The 21,633-nt window shown below is 65.4% G+C and carries 16 protein-coding genes; 10 read left to right on the top strand and 6 right to left on the bottom strand.

What is annotated here, in order from left to right:
- Window positions 1-94: 94 nt before the first annotated feature.
- On the bottom strand, window positions 95-799 hold the full coding sequence (locus E0L93_RS00435) for a GntR family transcriptional regulator (RefSeq protein ID WP_165874058.1): 705 nt from the start codon (window positions 797-799) through the stop codon (window positions 95-97).
- A gap of 208 nt (window positions 800-1,007) precedes the next feature.
- On the opposite strand from E0L93_RS00435, the gene E0L93_RS00430 reads away from it, so the two are divergent.
- The 10 genes from E0L93_RS00430 to E0L93_RS00385 all read left to right on the top strand — a co-directional run bounded on the left by E0L93_RS00430 (window position 1,008) and on the right by E0L93_RS00385 (window position 14,330).
- Window positions 1,008-2,078 carry a DctP family TRAP transporter solute-binding subunit gene (locus E0L93_RS00430; protein WP_165874057.1) on the top strand — a complete coding sequence of 357 codons (1,071 nt, stop codon included), beginning with the start codon at window positions 1,008-1,010 and terminating at the stop codon, window positions 2,076-2,078.
- A 4-nt stretch (window positions 2,079-2,082) separates the two neighbouring features.
- Complete coding sequence (locus E0L93_RS00425) at window positions 2,083-2,634, top strand: TRAP transporter small permease (RefSeq protein ID WP_132687162.1); 552 nt, start codon at window positions 2,083-2,085, stop codon at window positions 2,632-2,634.
- Window positions 2,631-3,905 (top strand): TRAP transporter large permease, encoded by a 1,275-nt coding sequence (locus tag E0L93_RS00420; RefSeq protein ID WP_132687160.1) that lies wholly within the window; start codon window positions 2,631-2,633, stop codon window positions 3,903-3,905. Before E0L93_RS00425 ends, E0L93_RS00420 begins: the two co-directional genes overlap by 4 nt.
- Window positions 3,906-3,957: 52 nt before the next feature.
- On the top strand, window positions 3,958-4,746 hold the full coding sequence (locus E0L93_RS00415) for a class I fructose-bisphosphate aldolase (RefSeq protein WP_207890243.1): 789 nt from the start codon (window positions 3,958-3,960) through the stop codon (window positions 4,744-4,746).
- Window positions 4,743-5,780 carry a zinc-dependent dehydrogenase gene (locus tag E0L93_RS00410; protein ID WP_132687156.1) on the top strand — a complete coding sequence of 346 codons (1,038 nt, stop codon included), beginning with the start codon at window positions 4,743-4,745 and terminating at the stop codon, window positions 5,778-5,780. Before E0L93_RS00415 ends, E0L93_RS00410 begins: the two co-directional genes overlap by 4 nt.
- Window positions 5,777-7,336 carry a xylulokinase gene (locus E0L93_RS00405; protein WP_132687155.1) on the top strand — a complete coding sequence of 520 codons (1,560 nt, stop codon included), beginning with the start codon at window positions 5,777-5,779 and terminating at the stop codon, window positions 7,334-7,336. Before E0L93_RS00410 ends, E0L93_RS00405 begins: the two co-directional genes overlap by 4 nt.
- Before the next feature lie 131 nt (window positions 7,337-7,467).
- Window positions 7,468-10,152, top strand: a complete 2,685-nt coding sequence (locus tag E0L93_RS00400; protein WP_132687153.1) for a DEAD/DEAH box helicase — start codon at window positions 7,468-7,470, stop codon at window positions 10,150-10,152.
- Between the two features lie 6 nt (window positions 10,153-10,158).
- Entirely contained in the window at window positions 10,159-12,285 is a 2,127-nt protein-coding gene (locus E0L93_RS00395; protein WP_132687151.1) for a site-specific DNA-methyltransferase, read from the top strand.
- 113 nt (window positions 12,286-12,398) lie between these two features.
- On the top strand, window positions 12,399-13,643 hold the full coding sequence (locus tag E0L93_RS00390; RefSeq protein WP_132687150.1) for a hypothetical protein: 1,245 nt from the start codon (window positions 12,399-12,401) through the stop codon (window positions 13,641-13,643).
- A 243-nt stretch (window positions 13,644-13,886) separates the two neighbouring features.
- Complete coding sequence (locus tag E0L93_RS00385; RefSeq protein ID WP_132687148.1) at window positions 13,887-14,330, top strand: amidohydrolase family protein; 444 nt, start codon at window positions 13,887-13,889, stop codon at window positions 14,328-14,330.
- Here E0L93_RS00385 and E0L93_RS00380 read toward each other — a convergent pair.
- The 5 genes from E0L93_RS00380 to E0L93_RS00360 form a co-directional block, all read right to left on the bottom strand.
- Window positions 14,309-15,586, bottom strand: coding sequence for a TRAP transporter large permease (locus E0L93_RS00380; RefSeq protein ID WP_132687146.1), 1,278 nt, complete (start codon window positions 15,584-15,586; stop codon window positions 14,309-14,311). The genes E0L93_RS00385 and E0L93_RS00380 overlap by 22 nt on opposite strands.
- Complete coding sequence (locus E0L93_RS00375; protein ID WP_132687145.1) at window positions 15,583-16,164, bottom strand: TRAP transporter small permease; 582 nt, start codon at window positions 16,162-16,164, stop codon at window positions 15,583-15,585. The genes E0L93_RS00380 and E0L93_RS00375 overlap by 4 nt, the downstream gene beginning before the upstream one ends.
- On the bottom strand, window positions 16,161-17,126 hold the full coding sequence (locus E0L93_RS00370) for a TRAP transporter substrate-binding protein (protein ID WP_165874056.1): 966 nt from the start codon (window positions 17,124-17,126) through the stop codon (window positions 16,161-16,163). Before E0L93_RS00370 ends, E0L93_RS00375 begins: the two co-directional genes overlap by 4 nt.
- A gap of 64 nt (window positions 17,127-17,190) precedes the next feature.
- On the bottom strand, window positions 17,191-18,312 hold the full coding sequence (locus tag E0L93_RS00365) for an iron-containing alcohol dehydrogenase family protein (protein WP_165874055.1): 1,122 nt from the start codon (window positions 18,310-18,312) through the stop codon (window positions 17,191-17,193).
- A gap of 441 nt (window positions 18,313-18,753) precedes the next feature.
- Window positions 18,754-21,570, bottom strand: coding sequence for an aconitate hydratase (locus E0L93_RS00360; RefSeq protein ID WP_132687140.1), 2,817 nt, complete (start codon window positions 21,568-21,570; stop codon window positions 18,754-18,756).
- Between the last annotated feature and the right edge of the window lie 63 nt (window positions 21,571-21,633).

Genomic DNA, 21,633 nt, shown 5'->3' with positions numbered 1-21,633 from the left:
GTGCGCCCTCAACGGTAGCCGTAAAACCCACGAGGCTCACGAGCCAGAAAGCCGGAGCCTCTCCTTAGCAGCTCCTCCGCAGCCCGCGTGCCCCCTACTCTCCAATACCGCGCTCCCGGATGATCCGCTCGAGGTCCTGGCTCTCGACGAAGCTGACCATGGTCTTCTCCACCATGTTCAGGTGCTCCAGCAACAGCCCCTTCGCCGATTCCAGCTCGCGGGCGCCGATCGCAGCGCAGATCCGCTTGTGCTCCGCCAGGCTGGCCTCGACGCGCCCCTCATACCCGTAGGACAGGTAGTGGCGGACCCGGTCGATCTGCTGCTCCAGGATGCCGTAGAACCCGATGACCCGCGAGTTCCGCGAGCACGCCACGATCTTCTTGTGGAAGTCGTGGTCCCGCCCGAGATACTCCGGGTACTGCTCCCGCCGCAACGGCTCGTCGAACCCGCCGAAGAAGCCCGAGAGCTCCCGCACCGCCGCCCCTTCCCACGTCTCGGCCAGACGCTCCAGACCCAGCGGCTCCAGGACCCGGCGCAACTCGAAGACCTCCTCCACGTCCCGAGGCTCCAGCCCGGCCACCGCCCACCCGTGCCGGCCCCGGCGCTCCACGAGCCCCGAACCCTCCAGCCGGTGCAGCGCGTCCCGCACGGGCGTCCGGCTCACCCCTAGCATCTCCGCCAGCCGGCGGTCGTTCAACGCGGCCCGGGGCGGCAGCTCGCCGTGCAGGATGGCCCGCTCGAGCGCCTCGTATACGCTCTCGTTTACGTACGTCGTCTTGATCGGTCGCAGATTGGTCACGCGAATATGGTATACCAAATACCGGAGAGATGCAACAGCCCGCCGGTCAGAGCTCTCTGACACCTCCATCCGGCACTCGCTCCTACTCCGAACAGATACCCGCCCGGCGGCAATAGAAACCCGTGTTGCACGTACTCGGTATTTGGTATACTATATGCTCGATTACGACACGCTGGCGGGAACCGGCGCAGAGAAAGGAGGACCTTCTTTGTCACTACGAGGGAAGGGTTTGAGCTTCGGCAGCAGGCTGGGGCTGGGTATTTTACTGGCGGGCTTGCTTCTGGCGCTCGTCGCCTGCGGGCAGACGGCTGGAGAAGATGGAGGCGAAGCCGCTGAAGGCGAGGAGGCGGTCAACATCCGGCTCGCGGTGGGCGACCCCATCCACTCGGCCGTGGGTGTAACGGCCGAGCGCTACGCCGAGTTGGTCGAGGAGAAGACGGGCGGCACGGTAACGGTGGAGGTGCATCCGGACGGCGTCCTCTTCGGCGGCGACCAGGAGGCGGCTATCGACCAGTTGCGCGACGGCACGCTGGACATGGCGATCCTGAGCACTTCGGTGTACGCGAACTTCGACTCCAGGATGAACGCCATCAGCCTGCCCTACCTGTTCTCCGACATGGACCAGTTCGAGAGCTACCTGCAGGACGAGCCTGGCCAGGAGCTGCTCGCGGGGCTTGAGGAGTTGAACACCAAGGGTCTGGTCTTGATGACCCGGACCTTCCGGCACGTCACGAACTCCGTGCGGCCGATCGAGGGGCCGGAGGACCTGCAGGGGCTCAAGCTCCGGACGCCCAACAACCAGCTATGGGTCGCGTTCTTCCGGGAGTTGGGGGCGGACCCTACCCCCATGGACTTCACCGAGGTCTACTCGGCGCTCCAGCTCGACACCATCGACGGGCAGGAGAACCCGGTTGAGGTACCGCTGGCGAACAACTTCTACGAGGTGCAGGATTATCTCTCCCTGACCGGCCACATCGCCGACGGCTACGTGCTCGGGATCAACAACGACCTCTGGGAGTCCCTCTCGGCCGAGCAGCAGGAAGCCCTGCAGGAGGCCGCCGAGGAGACCGCGGAGTTCAAGGCCCAGTACGACCGCGACGAAGAAGCGGAGATTATCGAGGAGCTGCAGAACGAGCACGGGATGCAGGTAAACGAGCTCTCCGAGGAGCAGCGCGCCGAGTTCGCGGAGATCGCCCGGGACCTCTACCCGCAGTTCGAGGAGCTGGTGGGGGACGAGGAGTTCATGAACACCACCCTCGAGTACGTAGAAGGGAGCTAGTCCCTTGGCCGGCGGCAGGCTTTCGGAGGCTCCGGAGACCTTCGCCCAACCACCGAGCGCCGCCCGGCGCTCGGTGTTGTGGCGGGTTATAGACGGGATCCTGCTGCTCGCGGTGGTCGGCATGCTGGTCACGGTGCTGCTCCAGATCTTCTCCCGGCTCGCCGGTCACTCGGTGCCCTGGACGGAGGAGCTTACCCGCTTCCTCTTCCTGTGGGGGATATTCCTGGGCATGGCCTCCGGCTTCCGGACCGTGGAGCACGCGAGGATCACGTTCGTGCTGCGGTGGCTGCCGCGGAGCCTGCGCCGGCTGGCCGTACACCTCTACGTGGTGCTCGGAATAGTATTCTTCTCCGTCGTCGCCTACTACGGAGCCATCCTCGCGCTCAACCAGTACCGGAGCGGGCAGGTCTCCCCGGCGCTCCAGATCGGCATCTACACCATCACCCTCTCGGTGGCGATCTCCGCGGTGCTGGCCATCGTGGCGCACATCCAGAGCGCCTACTTCGACCCCGAGACCCGCGAGACCCTCGAAGGAACCCGGGAGGTCCTGGAGTGAGCTGGCTGCTGATAGCCATATTCGCAATGCTGGCGCTGGCGGGCATCCCGCTCGCCGTCTCTCTGGGGCTGGCGGCGGTGTTCGTCCTCTATATATACGGGTTCTCGCTCTCCATCGTGCCCCAGGCGATGTACACCTCCATGAACACCTTCATCCTGGTCGCCGTCCCGCTGTTCATCCTGGCGGGCAACCTGATGGAGCGCGGGGGGATGTCCGAGCGCATCTTCGACTTCGCCAGCAGTATCGTGGGCCGCTGGCGCGGCGGGGTGGGGCACGTCAACGTGGTGGCGAGCACGATCTTCGGCGGCATCTCCGGCTCCTCGGTCGCGGACGTGGCCAGTCTGGGCCCGCTGGAGATAAAGGCGATGACCGAGCGCGGCTACCCCAAACCCTACGCGGCCTCCCTGGTGATGGTGACCTCCACCCTGGCCTCGATGATACCCCCGAGCATCCTCCTGATCGTCGCCGCCGCGACGGCCCAGGAGTCGGTGGCGGCGGCGCTCGCCGGCGGCCTCGGTCCGGGCATCATGCTGGCGGCGTTGTTCATGCTGGCCAACTACATAATCTCCGTGCGGCGCGGCTACGGGGAGGTGATGTCGTTCGGGCTCCGGCAGAGCATCCGGATGTTCCTGGTCGCCATCCCGGCGCTGGTCACCCCGGTGGTCATCCTGACGGGTATCTTCGGGGGCTTCATAACCCCGACGGAGGCGGCCGGCGTGGCGGTGGTCTACACGGCCTTCGTCTCCGCATTGTTCTACGGCGACCTGCGCTGGAACGACCTGCCGGGCATTTTGATCCGCACAGCCCGGACCTCGGGGACCATCCTGCTCATAGCCATGAGCGCCAGCATAGCCACCTACGTCTTTACCGTGGACGGCCTGCCGGCTCAGGTCAGCAGCGGGCTGCTGGCCATCTCGGAGAACCCGGTCGTGATCATGCTGATGATCGGTGTGATCCTGGTGGTGCTGGGGATGTTCATGGACATCATAGCGGCCATCTTCCTGCTGGTGCCCATCCTCACCCCCGCGGCGGTGATGGTGGGGATAGACCCCATCCACTTCCTGGTATTCCTGGTAATGGCGCTGGCGCTCGGGCTGACCACGCCCCCGGTAGGCATCTGCCTGTTCGCCGCCTCCTACGTCAGCGGCATCAGCATCGAGCGGCTGACCCGGGAGACCGTACCCTTCTACCTGACACTCGTCGTCCAGTTGCTGCTGGTCGCCCTGATCCCGGTTATCACGCTCGGACCGGTGAACCTGTTCAACCTGTGACGGCAGACCGATAGAGAGGAAGCAGCGCATGTATCTCGGCAAGGAAATACGCTTGAGCCGGCTGTTCAACCGGGAGTCGGGGCGGCTACTGGCGATCACCCTGGACCACGCCATCGCCCGCGGCGTGTTGCCCGGGCTGGTGGACATCAAGGCGGCCGTCGCCGCGGTGGCCGCGGGCCGCCCCGACGCCATGACCCTCCAGAAGGGCATCGCCTCCCGGCTGTTCGCCCCGGAGTACGCGGCGGCCGGGATCTCCCTGATCGTCAAGGCCACCTCCTATTCGCCCTTCCACTCCACCTTCGACACCCCGACCGCCACGGTGGAAGAGGCCCTGCGGCTGGGAGCCGACGCCATCTCGGTGGGCATGCTGGTCGGCGGAGAAGACCAGGCCCAGCAGCTGACCCACCTCTCCTCCATCGCCAGAGAAGCGGAAGCGGCAGGGCTCCCCCTGGCCGCACACATCTACCCGCGGGGCGATAAGCTGGAGGGGGACCGCAAGTCCGTGCAGAACATGCAGTACGCCGTTCGCGCGGGAGCGGAGGTCGGCGTCGACGTGGTCAAGACCGAGTACACCGGCAGCGCCGAGAGCTTCGCCGAGGTGGTCCGGGCGGCCCACCCCGCCCGCGTCGTGCTGGCCGGGGGCTCCCCGGGCCGGGAGTTGCGCGACTACTTCCGGATGACCGCCGACGCTCTGGCCGCCGGGGCGGCCGGCTTCACCTACGGGCGCTTCGTGTGGCAGCACCCCCGCCCGGACCGGGTGGTCGAGGCGCTCGGGCTCATGGTCCACCAGGACCGGGGAGTCGAGGAAGCTCTGGAACACGCAAACGGGGAGGGACGATGATCGCGGCGGTGTTCAACGGCCCGGGCGAGCTGGAGGTCCGGGAGGTCGGCGTCCCGGCGATTGGCCCGGACGAGGTGCTCCTCAAGGTGGGAGCCAACACCCTGTGCGGCACGGACGGCCGCATCCTGCGGGGGGAGAAGACCCGGGGCGTCAGGAAGCCCTCCATCCTGGGCCACGAGTTCGCCGGCCGGGTGGCCGAGGTCGGAAGCCGGGTAGAGGGCTTCGAGGTCGGAGATCTGGTGGCCATGGCCCCGGTGATCCCCTGCCGCCGGTGCTTCTACTGCCGCAACGGGCTGGAGAACGCCTGCCAGAACCGGCAGGCGATGGGCTACGAGTTCGACGGCGGCATGAGCGAGTACGTGCGTATCCCCGCCGTGGCGCTCGAAGCCGGCAACCTGTTCCGCGTCGAGGAGGAGGTGGACCCCGCGTACCTCGCCCTGGCCGAGCCTCTGAGCTGCTGCGTCAACGGTCACCGCAGCTCGGGCATCCGGCTCGACGGTACGGTGCTCATCCTGGGCGCAGGCCCCATAGGTCTCTTCCACCTCCAGCTGGCCCTCCTGGCGGGGGCCCGGAGCGTGATCGTGAGCGAGCCCTCGGAGTTCCGGCGGGAGTTTGCCGCCCGGCTCGGCGCTCACGTCGTGGTGGACCCCCTGACCGAGGACCTGGCCGCGGCCGTCTCCGAGACCACGGGAGGACTGGGCGTAGACTCGACCATCATCTGCATCGGGCTGCCCCGGCTAGTGAACGACGCGCTGCACATGACGCGCAAGGGCGGCTACATAAACATCTTCGCCGGGCTCTCCGGCAAGGGGTGGACGGAGGTGGAGGCGAACCTCATCCACTACAACGAGCTGAAGGTCACGGGCACCACAGCGGCCCGCCGCTCAGACTTCGAGACCGCCCTGAAGCTCATCGAGTCGGGCAGGATCGACGTGCGGCCGATGCTCACGGACCGCTTCCCCCTGGAGCGGACCGCCGAGGCGATCTCGAAGGCCGCCGGTGGCGAAGGGTTGAAGGTAGCCCTCATCCCGTGAAGCCGGCGCGGGGCGGCGAAGGGCTCTACCTGGCCGTCGACGTCGGGACGAGCGGTGTGAAGGCCGGCCTGTTTACCGCGACGGGAACCTGTCGTGGCCGGCGCAGCGCGGCGCTCACCCCCCGCAGCCCCCGGCCGGGACTGCAGGAGCTGGACCTGCACCGGGTGTGGGACAGGGTAGTATCCGTCGTTCGCCGGGTGGTGGCGGATCCCGCCGCGGGCCCGAGGGTCGCCGGGATCTCCTTCTCAGTAGCCAGCCCCACAGTCGTGCTCGTGGGAGAGGACCTGCGCCCCCTCTCCGGAGCGCTAACCTACCCGGACACCCGGGCGAGGGCGTACCTGAACGAGGTCCGCCACCGGGTAGGGGAGGAGGGGTTCTGGCGCCTGACGGGCAACCGGCTGACCTCTTCCCTGTGCTCCGCCGCGGCCATGCGCCACCTGCTGGACGAGGCTTCCCGGCCACCGGGCAGGGTGCGGGTCGGCCACCTCAACTCCTACCTCGCCGGCCGGCTGACGGGCCGGTGGGTAATAGACTGGACCAACGCCTCCTACACCGGGCTCGTGCGCACCGGAGCGCCGCACGAGTGGTCGCGCGAGGCGCTGGAGGCCCTGGAAGTGCCCGAGGAGGTCCTGCCCGAGGTAGTCGCTCCCTGGCAGCCGGTCGGGGACCTCTCGGGAGAGGCAGCCTCCGAGCTGGGGCTGTCCCGCGTGCCGGTGGTCGCGGGAGCGGCGGACACCGCCTGCTCGGCGTACGGCGTCGGGTGCGTCGAGGACGGAGCGGTCTTCGAGTCCTCCGGGACCTCCGGCGTGCTGACCGTCTGCCGGTCCGAGCCCCCGCAGAACCGGCTCTTCATGAACCGGAGCCACGTGCTGGCGGGGCGGTGGCTCTCCCACGGGGCCATGTCGGCCACCGGAGCCGCGACCCGCTGGCTGAGAGAGGCCGTGTTCTGCGAGGAAGCCCCGGCCCGGAGCTACGCAGAGTTGGAGGCCGAGGCCGGGAGGTCGGAGCCGGGGGCGGGGGGTGTGGTCTTCCTCCCTTACCTGCTCGGGGAGCGGACGCCGGTATGGGACCCCGACGCCCGGGGAGCCTGGGTAGGGATGTCCACCGCCACCGGCCGCAGCGACCTCATCCGGGCCGTCTTCGAGTCCGCCGGGTATGGCATCCGGCAGATCATGGAGATCGAGGAGCGGCACAGCGGCTCGAAGATAGACGAAGTGCTGCTCGTGGGCGGCGGGGCCCGCAGCCGGTTCTGGGCGCAGCTCAAGGCCGACATAACGGGCCGGGTCTACCGGCGGGCCGAGGACGTGGAGTCCGCCTGCCGGGGCGCGGCGCTGCTGGCTGCGGTCGGGGCCGGAGTCCACGACGACCCCTGGAGCGCGGTCCGGGAAGCCGGGCCGCCCGCGGCAGAGAAGATCGAACCGACCGGAGAGACCGCCGTCCGGGAGATCTACGACCGCGCGTACGCGGCCTACACCGGCCTGTACCCGGCCCTGCGAGAGACATTCGGCGCGCTGACCCCCAAGACAGAGCAGGGAGAGGGCCAAAGCTTGATCTAGGGCTTTGTCGGACGGAGCAAGATGTAGGACAATGAAGGATCAGCTTGGGCCGAAGGTGGGAGGCATATCTTGTCTTCTATTAGTAGTAGGTCAGCGGGCTGGTGATTAGGGATAGTCTAAGAAGAGGGCGTATGGATCACCTGCATCAGATGCTTGGGGCGAAGGTAAGGGAGTGGCGCGAAGTTGGCTATCCGTGCAATGAATACCCGGCCATCACTGAAATCCTAGAGTACCAGGTGCAAACAGAAGAGGTATCCGACGGCGCGCTGGTAGATACTTTGCGCTTCCTTAGAGAGCCGCAACGGCGCGCTCTCGAAACCTACTGGTACCTGCGGCTGATAGAGAAGACCCCACACATCTCGGACCTCTACGCACAGATGTTCCCCTCCATCAGCTCGCGCCGCAACGCGCTGGGACTGACCAGTGCTGCCCTGCAGGACATCATCCTCGACGAAGGATTGGACGGTCTGCTGGAGCGCGTCAGGACCGACGACGAGCTGGTGCGCGAGCATGGCCTGGACTCCCTGCGCGAGACCCTCACCCTCGACTACCCCAGCTACATCTTCGCGCTCGCAATGGGGGCGGGCAAAACGATCCTCATTGGCGCGATCTTTGCCACCGAGTTCGCTATGGCTATCGAGTACCCGGACGGCGAGTTTGTGGAGAACGCCCTCGTCTTCGCGCCCGGCAAGACTATCATCGGCTCCCTCCGCGAGCTCGCCGAGGTTCCTTACGACGAGATCCTGCCGCCGCGCTTCTACAAACGCTTCGCGGCGTCCTTCAAGCTGGCCTTCACCCGCGACGGCGACCCGGATGTGCCTGTGGTGCGGGGCTCCTCCTTCAACGTGGTCGTCACCAACACGGAGAAGATCCGCATCCAGAAGCAGCCCGTGCGCAAGAAGAAAGGCTGGACGCAGCTCCAGATGCAGACCGAGGAGCAGCGGGCCGAGGAAATCGCCAACCGTCGCCTCCAGACCATAGCGAGTTTGCCTCATTTGGCGATCTTCTCCGACGAGGCGCACCACACCTACGGACAGGACGTGGAGAAGAGCCTGAAAAGGGTGCGCCAGACGGTAGATTACTTGGCGGACAAGACCCGGCTCGTCTGCGTCGTCAACACCACCGGCACTCCCTACTACAAGAAGCAGGTCCTCAAGGACGTGGTGATCTGGTACGGCCTCGCCGAGGGCATAGCCGAGGGCATCCTCAAAGAGGTGGAGGATAGTATCCTTTCCTACCGCTTCGACGCCGCGGCGACCAGCGAGTTCGTGCGCGACGTAGTTCTGGATTTCTTCGACGGTTACAGGGACGTGGCCCTGCCCGACGGCGCGCCAGCGAAGCTGGCGATCTACTTCCCCCAGACTAACGACCTCGAAGAGCTCCGGCCCGTCGTCGAAGCCACCCTCTCGGAGATCGGCCTGGGTCCTGCCGTGGTCCTGCGGAACACCTCAGACTCCAGCCAGGAGGAGATCGACGCCTTCAACCGCCTCAACGACCCGGATTCTCCCCACCGCGTGATCCTGCTGGTAAACAAGGGAACTGAGGGCTGGAACTGCCCTAGCCTCTTCGCCTGCGCCCTCGCCCGCAAGCTCAAGACCTCTAACAATTTTGTCTTGCAGGCCGCGAGCCGCTGCCTGCGGCAGGTGCCGGGCAACAACGTGCGTGCTCGCGTCTACATCTCCGATGAGAACCGCGCCACCCTGGACAAGCAGCTCCAGGAGACCTACGGCGAAACGCTCGGGAACCTCACCAAATCCGAGAAGAAAAAGAAGACCGCCGTCCTGCACCTCAAGGACCCTGCTGCGCCTCCACCTCCCCTGATCGTTACCTTCACGCGCCGCGTCATCCGCAGGCTCGATTCCGAGAACGGCTCCATCACGGACGGCCTGATGCTGAAGAGGCCCGAGGACGACGGCTCCGCAGAGGCGATGCTACGGACCACATACAGCGTCGGCGAACGGGCCGGCACCAAGAGCGTGCTGCGCGCCGTGGATGACATCCCCTTAGACGTCGCCGGCGAGACCACCGACCTTTATAAGGCGGCTACGTCGCTCGCGTCTACCTACCGCCTAGACGCCTTGAAGACCCGGCGCCTGCTCTCCAGACTCTACCCCGAGGGTGAGATGCCCGCCGATCACCTGCCCGCAGTGGCGGCACAGATCGAGGAGCAGACCTGCCGCTACGAGGAAGGGGAGGAGACGGTTGCCCTCACCATCGAGATCGTCAAGCCGGAGGGCTGGCTGGACGAGAAGAACGGCGAGTACGCAACCTCTATCTCCTACGCCGAGGACAGGGAGCACCTCATACTCAACTTGCTGCCCGACTCGGAGAACCCGCATGGCTTCGGGTTCCACTACCACCCCTACAACTTCGACTCCGTACCCGAGCGCTCCTTCTTTACTCAGATGCTCGAACATCTGAACCTGAAGCCGGATCTTGTCGAAGACATTTACTTCACCGGGGCCATCACCGATCCCAAGAAGACGGATTTCTTCGTCGAGTGGAGGGACGCGGCGAACAAGAACCGGCGCTACACCCCCGACTTCATCATCCGGCTCAAGCCCGAGGAGGGCGAGCCGGAAGGCTCGGGACGATGCCTGATCGTCGAGATAAAGAGCGAGCAGTACGAGAAGACCGTCACCGAGGAGATGGCGCGCGGCGCGGCCACCAGTGACGAGGGGCGCAAGGCCCTGGCTGTCAAGAGCCTGGAGGACCTGCAGCCCGGCAAGATCGAGTACGAGATCATCTTCGCCCCGGCGGGCGATCTGGTGCGCTCTAAGATGAAGCGCGCCCGCGAGTTCACGGAAGGTAGGTAGCCCCGTATGACTACGAAGGACAAGGCGAGTGTCACGGCGAAGATAGGCCCGGTCAAGGGCCGCCCCATGCTCAGTTGGGTCGGCAAGCGCGCCCTCTCCAGGGTCAACGCCTTCCCCGCGCAACTCATGGAGACCTACCACGCGAACGGCGCGCCCACAGAGTCGGAGGACGACCGCTGGGAAGATTGGCCGGCTCAGTACCCAAAAGGTGGCCTGCTCTTCTATGGCGACAACAAAGAGGTCCTCGCCAACCTGTTGACGAGCGGCTTCCGCGACAAGGTCAACCTCATCTACATAGACCCGCCTTTCGATTCAGCTGCGGATTATGTTCGTCAGGTTCAGCTAAGAGGCACTGCTAAGGAGGCAACGCTCGAAGGAGAGAGCCTTTCGCTCGGAGAGCAGATCCAGTACACGGACATCTGGACCAACGATAACTATCTCCAGTTTATGTACGAGCGGTTAATTCTCTTGAAGGAGCTTCTTGCAAACGACGGCAGTATCTGGCTGCATTGCGATTGGCACAAGAGCCATCAGCTACGTTGCCTGATGGACGAGGTTTTTGGGCAAGAAGCTTTGCAGAACGAAGTAATCTGGCAGAGGACCGACCCCCACAACGACGCTAAGGGTAGGGTCGGGCGGATTCACGACACGCTGCTCTGGTACAGCAAGGGTGAGAAAGTAACGTATAACTGGCAAGAGGTTGCCGAACCTCTGTCCGAAGCGGCGCTCAAGGAATACAGCCTCACAGAGTTAGAGAACGGCGATAGGGTCCCTTACAAACCGGAACTTGAAGGACAGGGCCGACGCTTCAAACTCGACGACTGCACATACAAAGGCAATGACCCTACCCGCCGATTCACTTGGCGGGGAGCTCGTCCCTCTAACAAGCGTGTATGGCCGTATGATCTTGAAGGCATGGAAGCGGCTCTGGAACGGGGAGAGCTGTTCTTGAGAAACCCTGAGAAGGGAGCAGCGAGATGCCGCGTCAGCTACCTGGACGAACGGGAAGGCCAGGTCCTACAGTCCATCTGGACTGCGGTTGGGCGCATGAAAGGTGGCGTCGAGTACCCTACGGAGAAGCCGCGGGCACTGCTCGCTCGCATTGTCCAGGGGTTCTCCAATCCAGGCGATCTGGTGCTCGACTGCTTCATCGGTAGCGGAACCACCGCTATAGCAGCACAGGAACTGGGCCGTCGCTGGATCGGTTGCGACATCAATAAAGGTGCTATTCAGACGACCTCCAGGCGTTTGCAGAAGACCATTGCAATCCAGGTTGAACGCGCAAAGGCTCCCGAGCAATATGGTTTTGAGGATATGGAAGATGAGCTACCTGTTCCCGCTCAAACGTCCTTCTCCGTCTATCGGGTCAACGACTACGACCTGGCGATTCAGCACAATGAGGCCGCCAACCTGGCGTGCGAGCACATCGGCATAGACCGCACCAAGACCGACGGCTTCTTCGACGGCACGCTTGGCACCGGCAGCAAGCAGGAACTGGTCAAGATCGTCCCCTTCGACCACCCGCTCGGTATCATGGACCTCGAAGAGGTCCGGCGCGAGCTCGAAGCCCGCGGGGGAGAGGAGACGCGTGGCATCCTGCTCGTCTGCGTCGGCAAGGAGCTGCAGGCCGATCACTGGCTGGAGGAGTGGAACAAGCACCGGGGTATCGTCAAGCTCGATAAGATGAACCGTCCCATGGAGTTCGCCAATAAGATCCGGGTCATAGAGCTCCGCACGGATCAGCAATACGGCAAGTTCTTCGTCCACCAGCCCGCCCAGGCCGACGTGAGAGTGGACCGGGCCGACGGCAAGATCCGCGTCGAGATCGAAGACTTCATCAGCCCGACCATTGTAGAGCGGCTCGGCATGGACGCCGGTGACACTTCGCTGTTCAAGGCCAGGATCACCGACTGGCGCGCGATGGTCGACTCCGTAATGATCGACCCCGACTACGATGGCGAAGCGCTGGATGTTGCCCTCTACGACGTCCCCGAGAGCAAGAACGACCTAGTCAAAGGCTCCTACGAGCTTCCCGCCCCCGACTCTGGCGGCCCTGTTACGGTTGCCGTCAAGATCACCGACATGCTCGGCGAGGAAGTCTTGATCACGGAAGAGTTGGCTGCAAACGAGTAAAAAACGTCTTCTGTCAAAGTGCGGCGGATCAGGCGGGGCAACCGTTAGGAAGGGATAGTTTCAAAGAGTCGATGGCGCACCGGAAGGCCGAAACAGCCGAGGGGCTATGACGCATGGTCCGTGCTCTGATCAAGTCCTCGCTACTCGTTCTGGCCTCTCTGGGGTTGGTCGTAATAACACAGAAGCTCTCTGGCTGGACCTTCCTCTCCAATAACCCCGAGGCAATCTCGACCTTCCTGTCCTCCCTGGCACAGTTCGCCGCCATCCCCGTGACGATAGCCTTCGGCGTGATAGTGCTCATCATCCAGCAGCAGGCCACCGCCTACACCGGAAGGGCCGGTGCGCTGGTTGTGAACAGTCCGGGATTCATGTTCGTTGTGGCCCTACTCTTCGAGGTGCCCGCCCTCTGTATTTTCCTCCTGGGGTGGCTGGATTTGAGTGGTCAGACCGCGAGCCGGTCAACCCAAGAGTGGGCCGCAGGGACTGTGGGACCCGTGATACTGACCTTCATGGCGCTGGCGAGGTTCGCCGCGGTGTGGTTCGCGCGGATCAGCCCGGCAGAGTTTTCCGGTTTTGTCTTCTCCAGGGCGGTAGAGGGAGTCAAACGCGGAGACCGCAACACCGTCTCCCTGGCCGTCCGCGGTCTCGGAGAATCCCTCAACAACCTGGCGCTCTCTACCGACTACACGAGTCTGCACCTGAGCATGAACCACCTGAGTTATTTCCTGCAATGGTACGTGCGGGAGCAGAAATCCCGGCTCAAGGAAAGAAAGCCCGGCTTCTTCGAGTACCAGTTCCCACAGAAGCGCACCGATAGCGTCTGGGTCGAGCGAGAAGTCTGTACCTTCGTGAGGGACGCCACGGACTCCCTACTGGGAAGATTGGGCCCCGCTGAGAGCATCTACTACCTGGTGGACGGCCTCCGGCCCTTCGGAGGGGCCGCGATAGAAGCGGGAGACATGGAAGCGTTGGAGGTTCTGGCCGACACCTTCGTTGAGATGGGCACTACCGAAAGGACGTTCGGGGTGAGCATCAACTTTAACACCAGACCGCTAGAACGCTCCGCCGAGGGGGCACTCTGGGCTCGCGAGAGCGACCATAAAGAAGCCGAGAAGCTTTTGGCGTCAGTCTTTTTCATCCTGTTCACGTACCTCAACTATAACGTTCGAAGGTTGCAGCCGAGGGTCTTCACCTCGTCGCTTCACGAAACGGAGGCCAAAAAGTTGAAGGAAGCCGGGATCGACTTCTCCGAGGCAGCGGAGGAATCGCGGAAGAGATTCGAAGGTTACTGGATTATCCGCTTTCCGGATCCCGACTACGAACTGGCTAATGCTCTAAAGAAAATTGAGCGTTTGTAGGCGATCCAGTGGCTATCCTATCTTAGTGGCGAGAAGGCGTGACCCATCGGGACGGGTCGCAAGCTGCCCCTGCGAATCGTCCCAAGCCCCTGAGCGTAAGTTCGCAGTCTGCCAGCGGGGAAAGGCGGCAAGCCTATTCTCCTAAAGAATGTAATGAACTTTATAGCTTGGGAGCGTTAGTGTTTGGGCATGACTACTCGAAAACCATGCCCAAGCGACGTTTCCGACGAAGAATAGTACTTCATCGCCCCATACCTCGCGCTCGTCCGAGAAGACGCCCCCAAGCCGCCCTGCATCGAGCGGGCCGCGGAGTACGGCAAGCCCCTCGCCTTCCACGTAGGCGCGGACTCCTACGAGAACACCCACCCCTACGGCCTGGGCAACCTCGCCGGGAGGTTCCCGGAGGTCGAGTTCCTGATGGTCCACATGGGCGGCGCCGCCCTGCCTCCGCTCTCCCGGGCCGCGATCGAGATCGCAACCCGGCACCGAAACGTAACCATCATCGGGAGCGCCATCCCGGAGAACGCCGTCCTGGAAGCCATCGAGCAAGTCGGCGCCGGCCGCGTGTGCTTTGGCAGCGACACCCCGTTCTTCATGATGCACGTCCGGCTGGCCATGTACCGGGCGCTGGTCCTGGGCGGCAACATCCTGCGCGTCCTGGGGTTCTACAGGAGCGAGGGCAGGTAGAGCGTCAGCGGCGGCCGGTAGGTTATGACGAGCAGGGTGAGGATGCCGGCCACGAGGAAGGGAGCCAGGGCCCAGCTCAGCTTCGCCACCGAGACCCCCGCGATCTCCGAGGCCACGAACAGGCACATCCCGACCGGCGGGGTTATGAGGCCGAGCATCAGGTTGAAGACCATGATTATCCCGAAGTGCAGGGGATCGACCCCGAGCGCCGTCACGGTCGGTAGAAGGAGCGGCGTGAAGATGATTATGGCCGCGTTCCCCTCCACGAAGAGCCCGAAGACCAGGAGCATGACGTTGATCATCGCCAGGACGAGGATCAGGTTGAAAGCCTCGCCGGAGAGGAAGTCGCCCAGCAGCCGGGGGAACCCCGAGCGGACCAGCACCCATCCGAAGAGGCTGGCCACCGCTATGATGAACATGATCACCGCCGAGGAGAGCCCGGCCTCCAGCAGCACCCGGGGCAGGTCCCGCAGCTTCAGCTCCCGGTACACGAGCGTCGAGAGGACCAGGGCGTAGAACGCGGCCGCCGCGGCCGCCTCCGTGACCGTAAAGACGCCGCCCACCACCCCCAGCACGATGATCAGGGGCATCACCAGCGCCCCGACGGCGTCCAGGAAGGACTTCACCGCCACCTTCAGAGATATGCGCGGCTGGCGCGGGAAGCCCCGCCGCCGCGAGATGAGGTAGGTGAGCGTCAGGAGCACCGCCCCGAAGAAGAGCCCCGGCCCGATGCCCGCCAGAAAGAGCGTGCCTATGGGCAGCCCGGAGGCGACCGCATACACCACGATGGGGATGCTGGGCGGAATTATGGGCCCGACCACCGATGAGGCGGCCGTGACCGCCGCGGCGAAAGAGCGGGGGTAGCCCTGCTGCGCCATGCCGGGGATCATGGCCTTGCCCACCGCCGAGGTGTCGGCCACCGCCGAGCCCGAGATGCCGGCGAAGAAGATGCTCACCCCCACGTTCACCAGCCCCAGGCCGCCGGTCACCCACCCCACGATGACGTTGGCGAAGCGGACCAGGCGGCGCGTGATCCCGCCGGCGTTCATCAGCGCCCCGGCCAGCAGGAAGAGCGGTATGGCCAGCAGGGTAAACGAGTCGGCCCCGGTGCCGGCCTGCTGGGCGATGATCACCAGCGGCAACTCGAGCACGAACAGCACCACCAGCAGCGCGGCGAGCCCGAAGGCGAAGGCCACCGGCACCCCGACCAGGACCAGCAGCAGGAGCACCCCCAGGAGCAGCAGGCCCTCTATCATCCGCTTGCTCCGCTCCGGCGCTGCCTCCAGGCCGCGAACGCCTTCCCGGCGGCGCTCAGGATCATGATGGCGCTGCCGACCGGGATGGCCAGGTAGACCCAGGACATGGAGATGCCGAGGCCCGGCGTGACCTGGTGGGTGGTCCCGCGCACCAGACCCACCCCGCCGACCAGCAGCGCCGCCAGGAAGGCGACCACCACGGCCTGGATCGCCAGGGCCAGGACCTGGCCCGCCCGCGCCCCCGCGCGCCGCTCCAGGTACTCGGCCAGGAGGTCCACGGCGATGTGGGCCCCGAGGCGGTAGGCCAGGGCGGCTCCCAGGAAGGTCAGCCACACGAAGAGGTAGCGGGCCAGCTCCTCCGACCAGGCCAGGGGAGAGGCGAAGACGTAGCGCATGACCACCTGGGAGAGGAGCGTAACGAAGATCGCGGCGAGCAACCCGATCACCAACACGCTCAGGAAGCGGTCGATCCGGCCCCGCGGCAGGGTGAGGAGGCCGGAGTCTCCGGTCGCCGCGGAGACCTCCACGCCGCTCACCCCGGCGGGGTTACCGCCCCTACTCTCCCCCCCGGTGCTCACCGCTGCTCTACGATGCGGTTATACAGGTCGCTGATCTCGGGGAAGTTCTCCTCGACGATCCCCTCGGTCGCCTCGCGGTAGGCCTCCCGGTCGGGCTCGATCACCGTCATGCCCTCTTCTTCGAGCAGCCGGCGGAATTCCTCCTCCTGATCCCGGGTAATCTGCGCCACCTCTTCCTTCGCCGCGCCGTTGGCCGCCTCCACGAGCGCGTCCTGCTGCTCCTCGCTGAGACCCTCCCACGCCCCGGCGCTGATGGCCACGGCGATGGGCTCGATCACGTGCCCGGTAAGCATCAGGTGCGACTGTACGTCGTAGAACCCGGATGAGTGGGTCAGGGCGAGGGGGTTCTCCTGCCCGTCGATCGTACCCTGCTGCAGGGCGGTGAAGACCTCCGGGAACTCCATCGGCGTGGGGCTAGCCCCGAGCGCCCGCCACGTCTCGATGAAGATGGGGTTCTCCGGCACCCGGATCCTCTTACCCGCGAGGTCTTCCGGCTGCTCGGCCGCGGAGTTCAGGGTCAGGTGGCGTGGTCCGCGGTCCCAGAAGGCCAGGGCCACGGTGTCCGTGTCCTCCTCGATGCGCTGCTTGATCTCCTCGCCGATCTCACCGTCGTAGGTCTCCGCCGCGGCGTCCAGGTCATCGAACATGAACGGCGCCGGGAACAGCTGACCCACGGGCGTTATGGCATTGTACACTCCGGCCCCTCCGACCCACATGTCGTTGGTGCCGAGCTCGAGCCCCTCCAGGATCTCCCGGTCCCCACCTAGCTGGCCGGCCGGGGAGATGTTCACGGTAACGCTGCCGCCGGTAAGCTCCTCCACCTCTTCGGCGAACCTCGCCACCCCCTCGGCCTGGTAGTCGTCCTCGGGCCACACGTGGCCCAGCTCCAGCGTCTGCTCCTCCTCTCCCGCCGCCCCGCACGCGGCAAGCGTCGCCGCCGTCAGAACGGCAGCCGCAACCAACAGGACATACTTACAAGCTGCTCTCATCGGTCATCTCCCTTCGTGCTCGTCCGGCGCATAGCCCTCACAGCGCAGCCTTGAGGACCGCCACCAGCTCCTCCTCCCCCGCCACCCGGGGGTTCGCCTGGACGTTGTCGCTCTTCATCGCCAGCTCCGCCAGCCCGGGCAGGTCGTCCTCCCCCACCCCCCAGCCTGACAGCCGGTCCTTGATGCCTATGTCGTAGTTCAGCCGCTCCATAGCCCGGCCCGCTCCCTCGCCCTCGGCGGCCCCGAGCGCCCGGGCGATACGGGCGTAGCGGTCGGGGTCCGCGGCTTCGTTGAACGCCACGACGTGAGGCAGCAACAACGCAACGGCCATCCCGTGCGGCACGTGGTGCCTGGCGCCGACCGGGATGGCCAGCGCGTGGGCGATGCCGAGCCGGGTGGAGTTTGCCGCCAGCTCCGACACCAGGCTCGCCATCAGCATGCCCCGCCGGGCCGCCCGGTTGCTCCCGGCCGCCACCGCCGGCCGCAGGCACTCTCCGACCAGCTCGATCGCGCGCAGTGCCAGCCCCTCGGCTATGGGATGGCTCCACACGCTGCCATAGGACTCCACCGCGTGGCTGAGAGCGTCTATCCCCGTAACCGCCGTGAGGTGCTCCGGCAGGCCCAGCGTCAGCTCCGGGTCCAGCAGCGCCAGCCGGGGCATGATGCGCGTATCCCCGATGGATACCTTGCTCCCCGAGTCGGAGTCGATCAGCACGCTGAACATGGTGACCTCGCTGCCCGTGCCGGCCGTCGTGGGCACCGCCACGGTCGGCAGCGGATCGCTCCTTACCTTGTCCCGGCCGACGTACTCCAGGGGAGACCCGGGATTGGTGGCGAGCGCGGCGGCCGCCTTGGCGGCGTCCATCGGGCTCCCCCCGCCCACGCCCACCACCGAGTCGCACCCCTCCTCGCGCAGCCGGTCCCGGATCCCCTCCACCACCCGCGTTGTGGGGTCCGACTCCACCCCATCGAATACGGCCGCTCGCATACCAGACCCCTCTAGGGACGCCAGCACCTTCTCCACGATACCGGCGTCCCGAACCCCCCGGTCGGTTACCACGAGCGGGCGGCTTAACCCCATCTCCACCAGGCGTGAACCCAACTGCGCGACGGTACCCGCCCCGAACACTACCTCGGTGGGAAGCCTGTAGTGAACCACCCTGTCCGGGTTCCTCTTTCTCGGTACTATCTGACCCCAGCGATCCGCACGCGCCATGCACTCACCCCTATTCGTGTTCTCTCAATGGCTCTCAGAACATCTATGCGTATATGGTATACCATATTTTGAATACCCACAAGTTGTATTTGATGCAGCTGGCATCGCTACGGGGTAGAAAGGCTCCATTCTGGAAGCCTTCACTTGTTCCCGCTTCTTTCGTCCAGAAAACTTAGAATTTGGGAACTAGAAGGCAGTAAACCCTACAAAGAGGGTCTTCTAGAGAGCAGCGACCGCACCAGCGATATATGAGGATATTAGTGCAGAAATATTCTTCGAGAGCCCGTGCACGGGGATCACCGGCGCGGTTCTCACGCCAGAAAAGCGAGAGGGGAGCGCCGCGCGGTGCTCCCCGGAGAGGCTTCGCCTCGTTCTCTGCCCGCCCTACGCGCTCTCCCTGAGGAGCTGGCGCAGCACGGTCTGCAGGATGCCGCCGTTGCGCAGGTACCCGGCTTCCACGGGCGAGTCTATGCGGGCCGTGACGGTGAAGGTCTTCTCCTCGCCGTCTTCGGTGCGGGCGGTGACCTTCACGTCCTGCCCCGGCTCCACCTCGCCCGCGATCCCCTCGATATCGAAGGTCTCGCGGCCGGTGAGTCCCAGAGAGTCGGCGTTCTCGCCGTCGGCGAACTGCAGCGGCAGCACGCCCATCCCGATGAGGTTGGAGCGGTGAATACGCTCGTAGCTCTCGGCGAGCACGGCCTTCACGCCGAGCAGGAAGGTGCCCTTGGCGGCCCAGTCGCGCGAGGAGCCGGTGCCGTACTCCTTGCCCGCGAGCACCACCAGCGGCGTGCCCTCCTCCCGGTACTTCATAGCGGCCTCGTACACGGTCATCTCCTCGCCGTCCGGCAAGTGGCGGGTGTAGCCGCCCTCGCGCTCCACGAGCCGGTTGCGGAGCCGGATGTTGGCGAAGGTGCCGCGCACCATAACCTCGTGGTTGCCGCGCCGCGAGCCGTAGGAGTTGAACTCCCGGGGCTCGACGCCCTTGCTGATGAGGTACTGCCCGGCCGGGCTGTTCTTCGGGATCGCGCCCGCGGGCGAGATGTGGTCGGTCGTGGTCGAGTCGCCGACCCAGACGAGCGCCCGCGCCCCGCGGATGTCCTGCAGCGGTTCGGGCTCGGGGCCGAGATCCTTGAAGAAGGCCGGCTCCCGGACGTAGGTGGAGTCAGGGTCCCACTCATACAGGATGCCCTCCGGCACCTCGACCTCGTTCCACTGCTCGTTGCCGGTGTAGACGTTCGCGTACTGCTTGCGGAAGAGGTTCGGGTCGAGCGCCCGGTCTATCTCGGCCCTGACCTCGGCCTGAGAGGGCCAGATGTCCCGCAGGTAGACCGGGTTTCCGGCCGCGTCCTCCCCGAGAGGCTCGGTCTCGAAGTCTATGTCCACCCGGCCCGCGAGGGCGTAGGCCACCACCAGCGGCGGCGAGGCCAGGTAGTTGGCCCGCACGTCGGGGTTTATGCGGCCCTCGAAGTTCCGGTTGCCGGAGAGGACCGCCGCCACGACCAGGTCGTTCGCCTCGACGGCCTCGGAGATCTCCTCCGGCAGCGGGCCGGAGTTGCCGATGCAGGTGGTGCAGCCGTAGCCGACCACGTTGAAGCGCAGTTCCTCCAGGTACGGCAAGAGATCGGAGGTCTGCAGGTACTCCGTGACCACCTTCGACCCCGGAGCCATGCTGGTCTTGACGTGCGGCTTGACCGCAAGGCCCTGCTCGACGGCCTTCTTCGCCAGAAGCCCCGCCCCGACCATAACCGACGGGTTGGAGGTGTTGGTGCAGCTGGTTATGGCCGCGATCACCACCGAGCCGTGCCGCAGCACTACCTCCTCTCCGTCCAGCTCGACCCTCGCCTCGGCCGCCGGGATCTCCCGCTCTTCGCCGGAGGGCTCGTCCCGCCGGAGGGCATCGTGGTTCGGAGCCCCCTCGCCCGTGACGCCCGCCATGGCCGCCGGAGGATCGCTCGCCGGGAACGACTCCCAGTCCTCCTCGTCGTACATGTAGGGCGGGATCTCCTTCCCGAAGGTCTCGGCCAGGGCCCGGCGGAAGCCGGACTTCATGTCCGTGAGCGCCACCCGGTCTTGCGGCCGGCGCGGCCCGGCCAGCGACGGCTCCACCGTGCTCATATCCAGCTCCAGCGTCTCGGAGAAGCGCGGGTCCGGCGTCTCGTCGGTGCGGAAGAGGCCCTGCTCCTTGCTGTAGGCCTCCACGAGCCGCACCAGCTCCTCCTCGCGCCCGGTGCCGCGCAGGTAGCGCAGCGTCTCGACGTCCACCGGGAAGAAGCTGGCCGTTGCGCCGTACTCGGGCGCCATGTTCGCTATCGTGGCGCGGTCGGGCAGTGGCAGCTTGGAGAGACCCTCGCCATAGAACTCCACGAACTTCCCGACAACCCCGTGCGCCCGCAGCATCTGGGTGACGGTCAGCACGAGGTCGGTCGCGGTCGCACCCTCCGGCAGCGCGCCGGTCAGCTTGAACCCGATCACCTCCGGTACGAGCATGTAGTACGGCTGCCCGAGCAGCGCCGCCTCGGCCTCGATGCCGCCCACGCCCCAGCCGAGCACGCCGAGGCCGTTGATCATGGTCGTGTGGCTGTCGGTGCCGACCAGCGTATCCGGGAAGGCCACCCCGTCGCGCACCTGCACGACCTTCGCCAGGTACTCCAGGTTCACCTGGTGCACGATCCCGGTCGCCGGCGGCACGACGGAGAAGTTGTCGAAGGCGTTCTGCCCCCAGCGCAGAAACTCGTACCGCTCCCGGTTGCGCTCGAACTCCCGCTCGGCATTGTACATCAGGGCGTACTCCGAGCCGAACATGTCCACCTGCACCGAGTGGTCTATGACCAGGTCGGCGGGGATGAGGGGGTTGATCTTCTCCGGATCTCCCCCGACCCGGCTCATCGCCGAGCGCATCGCCGCCAGGTCCACGACCGCCGGAACCCCGGTGAAATCCTGCATGATCACGCGCGCCGGCAAGAAGGGCAGCTCCCGTCCGACCGACTCCGGCCAGTTCGCCAGCGCCTCAACGTCCTCCTCGCTCACGAACTTGCCACCGCAGCTCCGCAGAAGCGACTCCAGCAGGATCCTGATCGAGTACGGCAAGGAGAAGACGTCCCCCACCCCCGCCTCCTCCAGCCGCTCGAGGCGGTAGATCCGGTACCTCTCCTCGCCGGTCTTCAGCTCTCCACGGGCTCCGAAACCGTTCTCAGATGCCATATCTTCCTGCGAACCTCTCTTCTCGACCGATGCGCGTGCAACCTTCCTGATTGTAACGGATAC

The sequence above is a fragment of the Rubrobacter taiwanensis genome (assembly GCF_004337705.1).
Lineage (GTDB): Bacteria > Actinomycetota > Rubrobacteria > Rubrobacterales > Rubrobacteraceae > Rubrobacter_C > Rubrobacter_C taiwanensis.
The sequence above is the reverse complement of the archived record's forward strand: the minus strand, read 5'-3'. Positions and strand labels throughout refer to the sequence as shown.